The sequence below is a fragment of the Bordetella genomosp. 4 genome (genome assembly GCF_002261185.1).
GTDB lineage: Bacteria > Pseudomonadota > Gammaproteobacteria > Burkholderiales > Burkholderiaceae_B > Bordetella_A.
Map to the genome: position 1 here is coordinate 140,381 of NZ_NEVQ01000013.1, position 14,665 is coordinate 155,045.

Here is a 14,665-nt window from a genome sequence, read left to right on the forward strand (position 1 = left end):
GAGAAAACCCTAGACAATCAAGTGTACTCTTCGTTAAGGCTTGTCCGGTTTTTATCAGGACAAATGCACGCGTTCTCCCGGTCTGCCGTCCTTCACGTAGCATGGGCTGCGTGAGGCTGGTTTCAAGCGCTTTTTTAATAAGGAATGTTGATGTCTGATAGCACGTCCGCCGTTCAAGCACTGGCCACACAACTGATTCAGGCATGGCCTGGCAACCGCACCCAGGTGACGCTGGATACGTCCGTGATCCCGACCGAGGAATCGCAATCCTACGCGGTACAGGACCGGATCATTGCGTCGCTGGAATCCCCGGTTGCGGCCTGGAAGGTCGGATCGAAATCGGTGGATGGTCCCATGCAGGCAGCGCCGCTGCCAGGCGCAGGCGTGCAGCTGGCGCCGGCGACGATTCAGCGCAGTGCCTATGGCGTCCTGGTGCTGGAGCTGGAGTTGGCATTCCGCTTTAACCGTGACTTCGCACCCGGTGAGCAGGTCTACAGCGATGCCGAGGTGTTGGCGGCCATCAGCCACACCGTGACGACGATCGAGATCGTCTCCAGCCGCTACGCCGGCTGGCCGGTCGACAAACTGGCGATGCTGGCAGACTTGCAAAGCCACGGCGGCTTGGTCGTGGGCGAGGCCGTGCCCTACGACGCCAGCTATCCTTTCGAGAAACCGTCGTTGACCTGGACGCACGATGGCCGCAATGTCGCGCCAGAGACAACCGGCAACCCGGCTGGCGACCCGCGCCGATTATTACCCTGGCTGGTGAATCACGCCGCACGCCGTGGGGTAGGGGTGCCTGCGGGGACCTTGATCACATGCGGTACCTATACCGGAATGTATGCACCCAAAACCCCCGGTACGATTGTTGGCCAATTTCAGGGCCTGCCTGAAATCCGCCTGGCGATTGCCTGATGGATCGCCGTACATGACACTCGCGATTTTTGTCGTGATCATGGTGTTGGCGGTAGGCTGCGCGGCGTTGTCATGGCGCCGCGCCAGCCTGGCGTTCTACGCTGTTGCAGCGATGGGTTTTCTGGCAGTGGGCTGCGGCCCGATGTCGGCCTGGCTACTGGGTAAACTGCAGTCGGATTATGAAACCTCGCCGCCCGTGGCTTGGGGCGAGCGTAACGCCATTGTGTTGCTGGGCGCCGGCACCGAGCGTGTGGCGGGCAGCGTCGAGCCGGGCGTATTCTCTTACCCACGTATCGTTGTCGCTGCAGAACGCTATAACGACTGCAAAAAATCTGCTGCCTATTGCAAGATCGTCGTCAGCGGCGGCGATGCAGCCCGGACCGGGGTGTCCGAGGCCGCCGCCTATCGCGATGTCTTTGTACACCTCGGCATAGATCCGGCCAACGTGCTGCTTGAATCCGAAAGCATGAACACCTGGCAGAATGCGCAGTTCTCCAGCGCGTTGCTGCAGCGCGAGCAGATCGATCGTGCCGTGCTGGTGTCGTCGGCGATACACATGCGGCGCAGCGAACTGTATTTTGCGCATTTCGGCGTCTCGGCAACCCCGGCTCGCGCGGACTACCTGCATGCCGTCACGTCCGCGTTACCCCTGTCTTATAACTTTACGTTGGCAGATGTCGCGTTGCACGAATACCTGGGTATTGCCCGTTATCACCTGTACAACCGGCTAGGCTGGAATCCCGCTCGCCATCATCCCGGCCAGGCGTAACACGATTGCTTGTAAACTCGACGCTTCTGCGTCAGTTCTGGAGGCCTGGATGGCCGGAAGCAGCTTTTTTGCCTTGTTCGACGATATCGCCACGATCCTGGACGATGTCTCTGTCATGACCAAAGTCGCCGCCAAGAAAACGGCGGGTGTACTGGGCGATGATCTGGCGCTCAACGCGCAGCAGGTCACCGGCGTGTCGGTCAATCGCGAGTTGCCCGTCGTCTGGGCCGTGTTCAAGGGATCGCTGCGCAATAAATGCATTCTGGTGCCGGCGGCATTGCTCATCAGCGCTTTTGCGCCTTGGGCTGTGACCCCTCTGCTGATGGTGGGCGGGGCATTTCTCTGTTTCGAAGGCGCCGAAAAGCTGATCCACCGGTTTTTACCGCATGACAGCACACCCGCAGGCAATCACGAGGCCCGCGCCCACGCTCTGCAGGACGAGCGTGTCGATATGGTGGCGTTCGAGCGCGAAAAAATCAAAGGCGCGGTTCGCACCGATTTTATTCTGTCAGCCGAAATCATTGCGATCACCTTGGGTGCTGTGGCTGGGGCGGACTTTGTGCGTCAGGCGCTCGTGGTCACGACGATTGCGCTGGCGATGACGGTCGGCGTGTATGGATTGGTCGCGGGTATCGTCCGCCTGGATGATCTGGGCCTGCACCTGCGCAGCAAACCATCCGCGGCGGCGCGTGGCCTGGGCAACGTGATTGTGCGGGCTGCGCCGTATTTGATGAAAACGCTATCCGTGGTCGGTACCGCTGCCATGTTCATGGTGGGCGGTGCGATTCTGACGCACGGCATTGCGCCTGTGCATCATGCCATCGAGCATCTGAGCGAACTGGCATCCGCCGCTGGGTGGGTGAGAGCAGTCGTCTCCACGATATTGAATGCCCTGTTTGGTGTGGCCGCCGGTGCGGTCCTGGTAGGTGTGCTGACAGGCATCAAGCGCGTTTTCAAGCGCTCTTAGGTCTTCTTTATTGATGCGTATCCGTCTTTTTGGCGGCGCGATCAATGTCTGATGTGATCACCGGGCATTGATCGCGAGCGCCTAGTTCGAAACGGGTGTGACCAGACGCCGGCCAGCAAAATGCGCAGCCAGGTTTTCATAGACGAGATCGCTCATCGCCTGCCGGGTTTGTGTCGTGGCGCTGGCTGCATGCGGTGTCAGTACGACGTTAGGCAAAGCGCGCAATGCCGCCGGTACGTTGGGCTCGTGGGCGAAGACGTCCAGGCCTGCTCCGGCAATAGTGCCGTGTTGCAGCGCCTGAATCAGTGCGGCTTCGTCTACGACCGAGCCGCGTCCGATGTTGATTAATAATCCCTGCGGGCCGAGCGCGTCGAGGACTTTGGCATCGATCAGGCCCCGCGTACTTTCACCGCCGTGCGCGCAGACGGCCAGGAAATCGACTTCCTCGGCCAGGGCGGCCAATGACGGCTGGTAGCGATAGGGCACGCCTGATTTGACCGTGCGGCCGGTATAGGCGATATCCATGCCGAATGCCGCAGCCCGCTGAGCGAATGCCGAGCCGATACGGCCCAGCCCGACAATACCAAGCTTTTGCCGCGATACGCTGCGTGACCAGGGGAATGGACCTTTGGGCCATTGCTCAGCCCGTACAAAAGCGTCGGCTTCGACGATGCGCCGCGCGAGCGTCAGCAACAGGGCCATGCCCATGTCCGCGACGTCGTCGGTGAGCACGTCGGGCGTGTTCGTGACGGCTATTCCACGGGCCTGTGCGGCAGCAACGTCTACGCCGTCGTACCCCACGCCGAATACAGCAATCAATTCCAATGCAGGCAACTGGTCGAGCAGGGTCGCGCGGATCGTCGATTCGCCATTGGCCACCAGTGCGCGGATGTCCGGCGCAATGGCCGATAGCGAGCCGGGTTCTGCGTCTTGCGTGGCTGTATGCACCTGAAAATGCTGGTTCAGGTGTTCATCGAGGAAATGCGGGACATGAGCAACCTTGAGGACGTGGGGTTTCATGTCTGGGCTCCTGGGTGAGTGGCAACGCCGCGGTTGGCACGGCGCCGCTTGCGATAGGCCGACAATGCGGGGGCAAACATGGTGATCAACGCCACTGCTAGCAGAGTGGCCGTGATAGGCCGGGTATAGAGAAAATCATAGCTGCCTTCGGACAGCGTCAACGCCCGGCGGAAATTGCTTTCCGCCATGGGACCGAGGACCAGGCCCAGCACCATGGGCGACGCCGGAAGTCCAGCCTTGATCATCAGAAAACCGATGGCACCTGCCACCAGCATGATCCCGACGTCGAACATGCTATTGCCAATGGCATATGCACCCGCGACAGAGAGCACCATGATGAGCGGCATCAATATCGATTTCGGAACCTGGACCATCCGCGCGACGTAGCGTAGCGAGCACAGCGCCATCACGAGCAGTATCACGTAGCACAACAGCAGGCCGGCGAACAGGCTGAACACCAAGTCACCGTTTTCCTGGAACAGGCGCGGACCAGGCTGTATGCCTTGCAGTGTCAGGGCGCCCAGCATGATAGCGGTCACGGCATCGCCGGGAATGCCCAGCGTCAGCATGGGCAGCATGGCGCCGCCCGTGCACCCGTTGGCGCCGGCTTCGGCCGCCGCGACGCCTTGCATCGCGCCTTCGCCGAAAGTCTCGGGCGCTTTGCTGAAACGCTTGGCTTCGCCGTAGGCAACAAAGGCGGCGATATCGGCGCCCGCTCCGGGGATGATGCCGATGGCGGTGCCGATGCCGCTCGAACGCAACACAGTGCCCCAGATGTTGCGCAGCGTCTCGCGCGTGGGCAAAATCCGGCCGATGGCCGTTTTCAGTTCAGCCGCATGACTGCTTTCCGAAAGCATCTTGAACGCCTCTGCCGCCGCAAAGAGCCCGATCATGATGGGAATGAATGGCACGGAATACAGTTCCGACATGCCGCCCGTAAAACGTGGCAGTCCGAGCAGCGGGTCCATGCCGACCGTCGCCAATAGCAATCCGGCAAAGCCCGAGAGCAGGCCCTTCAATACGGAGCCGCCCGAGATGCTGGCGATGATGCTGAGCCCGAAGACAGCCAGCGCAAATGACTCGGCGGCGCTGAAACGCAAGGCGAACTGGGCCAGCAGAGGGGCCAGAAAGATCAGCACGAGAACACTGATGACACCGCCCGTGAACGACGATACCGTTGCCACGCCGAGCGCCTGGCCCGCCCGGCCCTGACGCGTCATGGCATAGCCATCGAGTGCGGTAGCGGCCGCCGCCGGCGTGCCGGGAATGCGCAGCAGGATGGCGGTGATCGAGCCGCCGTACACGCCGCCAAAGAAAATGCCCGACAGCAACAGCAATCCGTGTAATGGTTCCATGCCGTAGGTGAACGGCAGCATGATGGCCACGCCCATGGCAACCGACAGTCCGGGCAGGGCGCCTACGACAAGACCCAACGCCACACCCGCCACAGCCATCAGCATGGCGTCCCATTGGCCGAGCAGGTGGCGTGCGCCGTCTAATAAAGCTAACAAACTATCCATGATGTCGTCCTCCTGTCATGCCGCGCTGTCGAGCCACAGGCCTGTCGGCAGCGGCACTTGCAGCAGCATGACAAACGCTGCGTAGACGGCTAGCCCGATCAGTATCGCGAGCACGGGCGTCGATATCTGCCGGAATCCAGCCGTGCCGCGCATGAGTCCGATCATCAGCCATAAATAGATGATTGTTGAGATCGCGAACCCGGCATAGTCGATGATCCACAGATACGCCGCGACACCGACGACGCCAAACACAAGCTTGGCGATGTCCAAGGGCGGCGTACCGCCTTCGTCCGCTGCGCCACGTTTGGAAGCGCGGCGCAAGCCGCTGGCAAACAGGACTAGGCCTAGAATGGCCAGTATCGCGCCATATGCGGTTGGAAAGATGCTTGGCCCCACATCCGTATCCGTCAGGCTAGGCGGAAAGTCCCGCGCCGTGATGATGGCGGCTATGCCGCTCACAATGGCCATCAATCCAATCAGTCCACTGGCTTTTTTTTCGTTCAGCACCATATCTGCGTTGTCTCTTGTTGCCGGTCGTTCACATACGGGACGCCAAGCGTGGTGAAAGGTCAGCGGCGCAGGCCCAACTGATTGATGAGGCCGGCATAGGTGGCTTCTTCTTTGGCCAGGCTGGCCTTGAATGCCTCGCCGTCGTCGTAAACGCGGCCGAGATTCAACCGGTCGAGCACTTCGATATAAGCCGGTTCCTCGACGGCTTTGCGGGACGCGTCACGCAGTTTGGCAACGATGTCCTCGGGGAGTCCTTTGGGCCCGACCAATGCACGCCAGGTGCCGATGGACAGATCAATGCCCGATTCCTTGAGTGTGGGCACGCTGTCAAATCCGCGGGCACGCTTATCGTCCATGACGGCGAGCGTGCGCAAGCTGCCGGACGACACGTGGGTGAACACCTCGGCCGGGCTCACCGTCACGGCCTCGATATGCCCGCCCAACAGCGCCGTGACAGCGGGCGCTGCACCGTCGTAGGGGATATGGCTGAATTTGCCGCCGATCTTCTGTTCGTAGGCGACTGCGGCCAGATGCCAGATCGAGCCCGTGCCGGCGTTGCCCACGCGCACCTTGCCAGGATGCTCTTTGACATAGGCGTTGAACTCTTCCAGTGTTTTCCATGGCGCATCGGCTCGCACCGTCACCGCTGCCGGATCGGCGTTGATGCGCGCGATGGGAGTGAACTCGTCCGTTTTGAAAGGAGCCAGACCCAGGCTCGGCAAGATGGCCATCTCGACCACGACCATGCCGAGCTTGTAGCCGTTGGGGCGCGCTTTGGCGACATCGGCAGTGCCGATCGCGGTGCCGCCGCCCGGTTTGTTGACGACACCCATGGGCTGCCCTAGATGGCCGCGCACGGCTTCGGCAAAGGCACGGGCAACGGCGTCGGTGCCGCCCCCGGCCGCGGTCGGTACGACGAGTTCGATGGAACGGCTGGGGTATTCGGCGGCCTGGACGGCGCCTATTGACAGCGTGGCAGCCAGCACGATGCCGGCCGCTTTCATGAAGCGGTGTCTCATTTCTTCTCCGAGGTATTTACATTGATTCGCGTTGCCGCCTTACCATTCGGCAAAGCTGCCGTCCGCGTGACGCCACACGGGATTGCGCCAGCGATGCCCTATGGCGGCGCGCTCGCGTACGTACTCTTCGTTGACCTCGATGCCCAGGCCCGGGCCGGACGGAATCCGTACGTAACCATCTTCGTAGGCAAATGCATCGCGATTGGTGACGTAATCCAGGAGGTCGTTGCTGGAGTTGTAGTGAATGCCCAGACTCTGCTCTTGGATAAAGGCGTTGTAGCAAACAGCATCGAGCTGCAAACACGCTGCCAAAGCAATCGGGCCGAGAGGGCAGTGCAGCGCCAAGCCGACGTCATAGGCCTCGGCCATCGAGGCGATCTTGCGGCATTCGGTGATGCCGCCTGCATGCGAGGCATCGGGCTGCACGATGTCCACGTATCCCTGTGCCAGGATGTGTTTGAAGTCCCAGCGCGAGTACAACCGTTCACCGAGCGCAATCGGCGTGCTCGACAACGGCGCCAATTCTTTCAGCGCCTCGTAGTGTTCGCTCAGTACGGGTTCTTCGATAAACATCAGCTTGTACGGTTCGAGTTCCTTGATCAGCACTTTGGCCATGGGCTTGTGCACGCGTCCGTGGAAATCCACGCCGATGCCGACATTCGGGCCCACGGCCTCGCGCACGGCGGCCACGTTGGCCAGGCATTTCTCGACCTTGTCGTACGAGTCGATGTACTGCATTTCTTCGGTGCCGTTCATTTTGACGGCGGTAAATCCGCGTCCGACCGCGGCTTTGGCAGCGGCTGCCGTATCGGCGGGCCGGTCGCCACCGATCCACGAGTACACCCGGATGCTGTCGCGCACGTTGCCGCCCAATAATTGGGCAACCGGGACATCCAGCGCCTTACCCTTGATATCCCACAGCGCCTGGTCGATGCCCGCCAAGGCGCTCATGTGTACGGCGCCACCGCGATAGAAGCCGCCACGGTACAGGACCGTCCAGTGGTCTTCGATGTTGCGCGGGTCTTTGCCTATCAGGTAGTCAGCCAGTTCCTCGACGGCGGCAGCGACGGAATGCGCACGCCCCTCGACGACGGGCTCGCCCCAGCCCGTGATGCCCTCGTCGGTCTCGATCTTTAAAAAGCACCACCGGGGCGGCACGATGTACGTCGTCAGTTTCGTAATTTTCATAGGGACTCCAGGAGCTTAAGCGCCACGGGCCTGGGCGTAGGCCTGTATAAAGGCTCGGGCATCGCGCCCGATATCGGCTGCCGATTTACCGGGCTTGTACAGCGCGGACCCCAGACCGAATCCGCTGGCGCCGGCAGCAACGAACGGCGCCATGTTTTGCGGCGTAATGCCGCCGACCGGCACTAAACGGATCGTGCCTGGCATCACGGCTCGCCATGCTTTGAGCACCGGCACGCCGAGCTGTTCAGCTGGGAACATCTTCAGCACATTGGCGCCGGCGGCCAGTGCCGCAAACGCCTCTGTGGGCGTGGCTACGCCTGGGCAGCAAGCCATACCGGCAGACCTGGCCGCCCGGATGACCTCGGGATCGCTGTGCGGCATCACCACGATCTGGCCGCCTGCTGCGGCGACATCGGTGCACGCCTGCGCTGACATTACCGTGCCTGCACCGACTACGCAGTCGGTGGGCAAGCCGTCTCGCAATAGGCGGATGCTGTCCAACGGAGAGGGCGAATTCAACGGCACTTCGATCAACCGAAAACCGGCCTCATATAGCGCTTGGCCGGCCGCCAACGCTTCGTCGGGTTCGATACCTCGCAGGATGGCGATGAGCGGGCATTGCGACAGGGCGGCTTCAAATACAGGAATGGACATGGACGTTTTCCTTGTCGGCAGAAATCAAACAGACTGGGCCGGCACCAGGCCGGCGGCTTGGGCCAAGTGCCACAGGCCTCGTTCGGTTGCATGGGGGGCGAGTTCGAGATCATCGGCGCCATGCAGACGCAAGGCCTGGACATAGCGCTGGCAGAGATCCTCCTGGCCGCACAACACGATTCGGGGCAGCGGGCCCGCGGCACGCTGCAATGCCAGTACGCTGGCGACTTCGTGGCCGATCAGCAGGCCGGATAAATAGTCTGCTTGTGCGCTGCCATCGAGTTGGCCAGTCAGGCCCAATGTGCGTGTGCTGAACAGGTTGGACAGAAGTCCCGCCCGCCCATCCGGACTGCCCGCCACAGCCAGGCCGCGAGCGAAGCCGTATGGATCGGCAGGCGCGTTTGGGACCATGGTGCGGCCGAGAATAGTGTGATCGCGCAGGGCGGCATAGACTTCGCCTGTCATGTACGTGTCGAAATGGATCACCTCGCCATGCCGTACGCGAACCCATTTGGAATGCGTCCCGGGCAAACCAATCAGCAGATCGGCCGTCTCGGATCGGCGCAGCGCCAGAATGCCGGCAATCTGCGTTTCCTCGCCGCGCATGACGTTGGGCAGGTCTCCGTGCTGGATGAGTCCAGGCACGATATGAACGCTGGTTCGGCCAGGACGTTCGATCGTCGTCATCAACCGGGCGATCCCGGACAGATCCACCGGCACGTCCAGATAGGCCGCTTCCCGCCAGCCCTGCGCGCTGCCTACCATGCCACTGGCGATCACCGGCAAGTGCGGCTGATCACGCAGCCAATCACCACAAGCCTCGTCAAACGCAATCTCGAAACCGTCGTCGGCAGCAGGCGGGATTGGGGTATCAGCCCGACGTTCAGGCAGGCGCATGATGCCCCAGGGCAGCGCACGTGTTTGCAATGTGCGGCCGGTGCCGTCGAGCAAATAGGCCCGTAACGACGTGGTGCCCCAGTCCAGGGCGATCAAGGCGGCATTAGCCGTGGGCAATGTCATATCGGAAAGATGTCTCTTTATCGTTCCGCCGAGGTGGCCCGATCACCGGCCCGGCTCAATAGCGGATTTTTACGAATCAGTCGCGCTGAGGGCCAGCGCGTTTTGGCGAATTCTAGATCAGTGCTGAAATCGTCTCAATATACGGTATTTAATCCCATATATAGGGATTACAATGACTCATCCTTCATATCGCGGAGCCTTCTCATCATGCGTACGCCCAGCGCCCAACCGAATGTGACCTCCGGCACTCAGACGCTGATACGCGGCCTCGCGGTCATCCATGCCGTCGCAGCAGGCGACAGGGACCTCAAAGCGATCTGCGCAAAGATCGGCGTAGCGCGCAGCACTACTCATCGCCTGGCCAGTTGCCTTGTGCAGGAGCGCTACTTACGCGTGCTGCCCGGCGTGGGATATGCATTGGGCCCGAGGTTGATCGAGCTGGGTTTTCTCGCGCGCGAGGCTTTTCCTATTGCCGTGCTGGCGCGCCCCTATCTCGATACGCTGGCGGATCGCACGGGTGACACGATTCATCTCGCGGTGCGTGATGGCGATGAGGTGTTGTATCTGGAGAAAATTCCCGGAAAAAAGGGGCTGGAGATGCGTTCGCGGGTAGGCCATCGCATGCCTTTGGCCGCCACCGGCGTGGGAAAGGCGCTGCTGCTGGATGACACGCCTGCGCAATGGGAGGAGTTGTTCGAAATCGGTGGACCTGTATCACCGCATGCTGCAGGAGGGCGGCAGGATGTACGGGCGTTTTTGACCCGTATGCAAGAGTATGCTGCGCAGGGGTATGCCTTTGACCTCGAAGACAACGAACCGTCGATCCGCTGTGTGGCGGCTCCGATCCGCGATGCCAGCCGCACTATCGTGGCAGCGTTGAGCGTATCCAGTACCGTGCCTTATCTGTCGATGGCGCGTATGCGCGAACTGGTACCGCTGGTGATCGGAGTGGCCGCAGAGATCTCCGGTGAATTGGGTTGCCCGGACATGAGACGTGCGTAGCAAGAGCGAAGGCGCCAATCCTGTGTAAGCACGACGCGCGGGAAGCCAGGCACGCGACTTGCTGCATGTAGTCGAAAATAACTGTGCGGGCAATATGGTTCACACCGCTCGCTATCCGATCCGTAAACAGGAGGTTGTCATGCCCGATCGAACTGCGAAAAAAGAGGCCGAGGCCGACCGCAAGGCCGGAAAATCTCCCTCAACACAGGCAGGTCATTTCGTCGAAGCGGAGATCGAAGCCAAGCGCAAGCATAAAGGGCCAGCCAAATCGAACAAACAGGCTGTTGCTATCGGTTTGTCCAAAGCACGCAAAGCCGGAGTCAAGGTGCCGGCCAAACCGAAGTCACATTGAAACTTGCTTTGTGGCGGGAAACGCAGTAGCGTGACGCGAGATGCTAAGTAACAAGAATCGAGTGCGCAATCCCTGGACAGACACGCTTGCCCGCCTGGAGGACGAACGTGTGATGTTGCAGCGTATCGCCGCCGGGGTCCCCCTGGCGGATGTGCTGTTGTATGTACTGCACGCTGTCGAGGCACAATCCGGCGTGGCGCTGCGCACCGCCATCGCGTTCGTGGATGAGTCGGGCAAACACCTGGTACACGGGGCCGCTCCCAGTTTTTCCGAGAGTTATCGGCAGGCAGTCAATGGGGTGCCGATAGGGCCGCATATGGCGTCATGGGGCGCGGCCGCCTATTTCGGGACGGCGGTCTATGCCAACGATGTGATGATCGACCCCAACTGGTCCGACTGGCGCGAGTTTGCGATGGAGCAAGGAATACGCGCCTGTTGGTCCACGCCCATCAAAGGGACAGACGGGCAGTTATTAGGCGTCTTCTCCAATTATTACGCCACGACCCGTCTGCCGTCGCCGCAGGATATCGATGCGATTGCCTTGGTGACGCGCACGGCAGCACTGGCTATTGAACGGTCGCAGTACGACAGAGAGCTGGAAAAACGGGTGGAATTGGCCATCGCCGAACGGGATCGTATCTGGCGTTTGTCTCCTGAGTTGCTGGCGGTCGTCAACGCGCAGGGACGCTATGTCAGCGTCAATCCCGCCGTGCGGGATATTTTGGGCTGGACGCCCGAGCAGTTTTTGGCCATGCCTCTGGCTGATTTGGTCCACCCAGACGATTACGCAGCGACCGCGCAGGTCCTCATGCCGACAGCAAACGGCGGCCACGAGGCACGGCATCTGGAAAATCGGATGAAGCACAGTTCCGGCAGCTACAGCTGGATCACGTGGACAATTTCCCGAGCGCAGGGCGACCTCTATATGGCGGGGCGGGATGATACCGATCTGCGTGCGCAGGCCGAGGCTCTGCGCCAGGCCGAAGACGCGTTGCGGCAATCGCAAAAGATGGAGGCTGTCGGGCAGTTGACGGGTGGCATCGCCCATGACTTCAACAATATGCTGCAAAGTATCTCCGGCGCGTTATACCTGATACGTCGCAAGTTGGCCGCCGGCAATCTCGAAGCGGCAGAGCGCTTTATCGATACGGCGAGCGAGTCGACCGAGCGCGCCGCGCGCTTGACGCAGCGGCTGTTGGCGTTTGCCCGCCGGCAGCCTATTGCGCCCGTGCCGCTATGTCCGGTACGCGTGCTGCAATCGATGGAGGATTTGTTTCGACGCTATACCGGCGAACACGTGCGGTTGATCTTGCATACGGATCCCGTCTCGTGGCCGGTATGCTGTGACGCCAATCAACTTGAGAATGCGCTGCTCAACATGGTCATCAACGCGCGCGATTCGATGCCCGAGGGCGGGGAACTGACCTTACAGGCGACCAATAGGGTGTTGGATCAGGCGTCGTTAGTGCAGAACGCCGAATTGGCGCCGGGCGATTTCGTCGAAATTTGCGTGGCCGATACCGGCTGTGGCATGCCCGATGACATCAAGAATCGTGCTTTTGAGCCTTTCTTTACGACCAAAGCGTTGGGCGAAGGCAGCGGGCTGGGACTCTCGATGATCTATGGTTTCGCGCAGCAGGCGGGAGGCTTTGTATCGCTGGACAGCATCGTTGGCCAAGGCACGAGCGTGCGGCTGTATCTGCCCCGCTATACGGGCGCGATGCCGCCCGCTGAAGGGAAGACGGATGCCGTACCTGTTCCCGTCGATGACAGTTTGCCACCGGCGGTTGTGGCCCTGGTAGAAGACGATGCCGCTGTCCGTCAAATGGTCTCTGAAGCGTTGGCGCAGTTGCGCCTCGAGGTATTGGTCGCATCGGACGGCCTGGAGGGCCGCCAACTCATGGATAGGACAAAGCACATCGACTTACTGCTGACCGATGTCGGACTCCCTGGGTTGAATGGCCGGGAGTTGGCCGACGTGGCGCGTCAGGTGCACCCCGATATCAAGGTGCTGTTCATGACGGGCTACGCGCAGAACGCCGCCGCCGCTCAGGGATTTCTGGATACAGGGATGGAACTGATTGTGAAACCCTTCAAGCTCGAGGCGCTGCTCGAGCGCGTGCGCCGCATTTTGGTGATCTAGTACCGGCGCCGCAATTCCGCGGCGGGCAGCTTCAGTTGCGCACGGTATTTGGACACGGTACGACGCGCGACAACGATGCCATCCTCGGCCAGGCGCTGCGTCAGTGTGACGTCGGACAGCGGGTCGCTCGGGTCCTCGTTCGCAATCCATTCACGGATCAAGGCCTGCACCGCTGCCGCCGAGCAGGAGCCGCCCGTGGCGGTTGCCAACTCGCGGGAGAAAAAATGCCGGAACTCGTACAGGCCGCGCGGCGTGACCATATATTTATTTGCCGTCGCGCGCGACACCGTGGATTCATGAATCTCGAGCACGTCCGCGATTTCCCGCAGCAGCAGCGGCCTGAGAGCCACTTCGCCATATTCGAAAAAACGCTGCTGGCGCCGAACGATGGCTTCGGCCACACGCTGAATGGTGGTGTAACGCTGCTCGACGTTGCGCACTAGCCAGCGGGCTTCTTGCAGTTCCTGGGCCAAGGGGCCACGCTCGTCATGGCGTACGCGGCGGAACAAGTCTGCGTAAACGCGATCCAGTCGCGCGCGCGGCATGGCGTCCCGATTGGGATATACGTGCCATTGCCCTTGTTGCTTACGCACAATGACATCCGGGACGACATAGACGGGAGCTTCCTGGTCATAGCGCCGCCCGGGTTTAGGGTCCAGCGCACGGATGCGTTCGCAGGCCTGCCGCAATTGATCTGGCGAACTGCCGGTTTTATGCAGCAAGGCGTTCCAGTCATTACGGGCCAGGATGTCGAGATGATTGCGGACGATAGTCAAGGCTAGTGCGGTCAACTCATCGTCATGGCATGGCTCAGCCTGCAATTGCAGCGAGAGACATTCGCTCAGGTCCCGCGCTGCCAGCCCCGGGGCCTGCAGGTGCTGCACCAGGCGCAGGGCAGCCGCCCACTCTGAGGGATCAGGGGCAGGTTCGAAATCTCCTTGTCCGGCCAAGGATTCCAGCGGCGTGCGCAGGTAGCCATCGCCGTCCAGCGCATCGATGATGTACTCGGCCAGCAGACGATCCCGCTCGGACAGTGGATGGGCACATAGTGCTTCGCGCATGCGGCTTTGCAATGACGGCGGGGCGGCGACCCAATGCGAGAGGTCGTGATCGCCGCTATCGGATAGAGACTTTCGTTTGGTCGGATAGTCGCCAGAATACGCAGACGGGGCGGTGAATGCCTCTTCCTTATCGTGATACGTTTCTTCTGACGCAGTCTGCTGGTTGGCGGCAGGTAGCGGGTCTGAGTCGTTGTACGACGGCGGGGCGCCAGTGCTCTGCAGATCCTCTTCCTCGAGAAAAGGATTGGTATTCAGGGCATTTTGAATCGCGACGCTGAATTCCAGCGCGGACAACTGAAGCAGTTGCACGGATTGCTGCATCCTGGGGGCCAAGGTAGTTTGCTGGCGTAGACGCAGTTCTGACGCGACGTAAGGCACTGGGACTCTCCTCATCAGGGTGTGACTTGTGGGGGCAAGCAGTGCTGCCTTATCTCCACATTCATGCAATTTCCGTGCCAGCTCGCTGGTGACCGCCCTGATATAGAGCCCACACGGAGGCCTGCTGCGCGGATCTCCTGGTCGTGT

Annotated in this window: 14 protein-coding genes; 6 read left to right on the top strand and 8 right to left on the bottom strand. The window is 61.0% G+C overall.

Features of this window, described 5'->3' with window-relative positions:
- Positions 1-150 precede the first annotated feature (150 nt).
- From CAL20_RS10915 to CAL20_RS10925, 3 genes are read left to right on the top strand one after another with little or no spacing between them, the layout of a single operon-like run.
- Complete coding sequence (locus tag CAL20_RS10915) at positions 151-915, top strand: 2-keto-4-pentenoate hydratase (protein WP_094821026.1); 765 nt, start codon at positions 151-153, stop codon at positions 913-915.
- Positions 916-928: 13 nt separating this feature from the next.
- Positions 929-1,684, top strand: coding sequence for a YdcF family protein (locus CAL20_RS10920; protein WP_094821027.1), 756 nt, complete (start codon positions 929-931; stop codon positions 1,682-1,684).
- A 49-nt stretch (positions 1,685-1,733) separates the two neighbouring features.
- A complete protein-coding gene (locus CAL20_RS10925) occupies positions 1,734-2,651 on the top strand; it encodes a DUF808 domain-containing protein (RefSeq protein WP_094821028.1) in 918 nt (305 codons plus the stop codon).
- A gap of 81 nt (positions 2,652-2,732) precedes the next feature.
- Here the strand turns inward: CAL20_RS10925 and CAL20_RS10930 are convergent, their stop codons facing one another.
- Genes CAL20_RS10930 through CAL20_RS10960 form a run of 7 tightly spaced genes read right to left on the bottom strand, consistent with a single transcriptional unit; the run spans position 2,733 to position 9,582 of the window.
- The gene (locus tag CAL20_RS10930; protein ID WP_094821029.1) at positions 2,733-3,671 is read right to left on the bottom strand and encodes a 2-hydroxyacid dehydrogenase; all 939 of its coding nucleotides are present in this window, start codon (positions 3,669-3,671) and stop codon (positions 2,733-2,735) included.
- On the bottom strand, positions 3,668-5,191 hold the full coding sequence (locus CAL20_RS10935) for a tripartite tricarboxylate transporter permease (protein WP_094837856.1): 1,524 nt from the start codon (positions 5,189-5,191) through the stop codon (positions 3,668-3,670). Before CAL20_RS10935 ends, CAL20_RS10930 begins: the two co-directional genes overlap by 4 nt.
- Positions 5,192-5,206: 15 nt before the next feature.
- Complete coding sequence (locus CAL20_RS10940; RefSeq protein WP_094837857.1) at positions 5,207-5,701, bottom strand: tripartite tricarboxylate transporter TctB family protein; 495 nt, start codon at positions 5,699-5,701, stop codon at positions 5,207-5,209.
- A gap of 59 nt (positions 5,702-5,760) precedes the next feature.
- The gene (locus CAL20_RS10945) at positions 5,761-6,720 is read right to left on the bottom strand and encodes a Bug family tripartite tricarboxylate transporter substrate binding protein (protein WP_094837858.1); all 960 of its coding nucleotides are present in this window, start codon (positions 6,718-6,720) and stop codon (positions 5,761-5,763) included.
- A gap of 39 nt (positions 6,721-6,759) precedes the next feature.
- On the bottom strand, positions 6,760-7,908 hold the full coding sequence (dgoD, locus tag CAL20_RS10950; RefSeq protein ID WP_094837859.1) for a galactonate dehydratase: 1,149 nt from the start codon (positions 7,906-7,908) through the stop codon (positions 6,760-6,762).
- Between the two features lie 15 nt (positions 7,909-7,923).
- Complete coding sequence (locus tag CAL20_RS10955; protein WP_094821034.1) at positions 7,924-8,562, bottom strand: 2-dehydro-3-deoxy-6-phosphogalactonate aldolase; 639 nt, start codon at positions 8,560-8,562, stop codon at positions 7,924-7,926.
- A gap of 24 nt (positions 8,563-8,586) precedes the next feature.
- A complete protein-coding gene (locus CAL20_RS10960) occupies positions 8,587-9,582 on the bottom strand; it encodes a 2-dehydro-3-deoxygalactonokinase (protein WP_094821035.1) in 996 nt (331 codons plus the stop codon).
- Positions 9,583-9,789: 207 nt separating this feature from the next.
- Between CAL20_RS10960 and CAL20_RS10965 the strand changes: the two genes are divergently transcribed.
- Genes CAL20_RS10965 through CAL20_RS10975 form a run of 3 tightly spaced genes read left to right on the top strand, consistent with a single transcriptional unit; the run spans position 9,790 to position 13,079 of the window.
- Complete coding sequence (locus CAL20_RS10965; protein ID WP_094837860.1) at positions 9,790-10,584, top strand: IclR family transcriptional regulator; 795 nt, start codon at positions 9,790-9,792, stop codon at positions 10,582-10,584.
- 58 nt (positions 10,585-10,642) lie between these two features.
- Positions 10,643-10,936, top strand: a complete 294-nt coding sequence (locus CAL20_RS10970; protein ID WP_094837861.1) for a DUF6496 domain-containing protein — start codon at positions 10,643-10,645, stop codon at positions 10,934-10,936.
- Positions 10,937-10,976: 40 nt separating this feature from the next.
- Positions 10,977-13,079, top strand: coding sequence for a GAF domain-containing hybrid sensor histidine kinase/response regulator (locus tag CAL20_RS10975; protein WP_094837862.1), 2,103 nt, complete (start codon positions 10,977-10,979; stop codon positions 13,077-13,079).
- Here the strand turns inward: CAL20_RS10975 and CAL20_RS10980 are convergent.
- The gene (locus CAL20_RS10980; protein ID WP_441299867.1) at positions 13,076-14,518 is read right to left on the bottom strand and encodes an RNA polymerase factor sigma-54; all 1,443 of its coding nucleotides are present in this window, start codon (positions 14,516-14,518) and stop codon (positions 13,076-13,078) included. The genes CAL20_RS10975 and CAL20_RS10980 overlap by 4 nt on opposite strands.
- Positions 14,519-14,665: the final 147 nt, after the last annotated feature.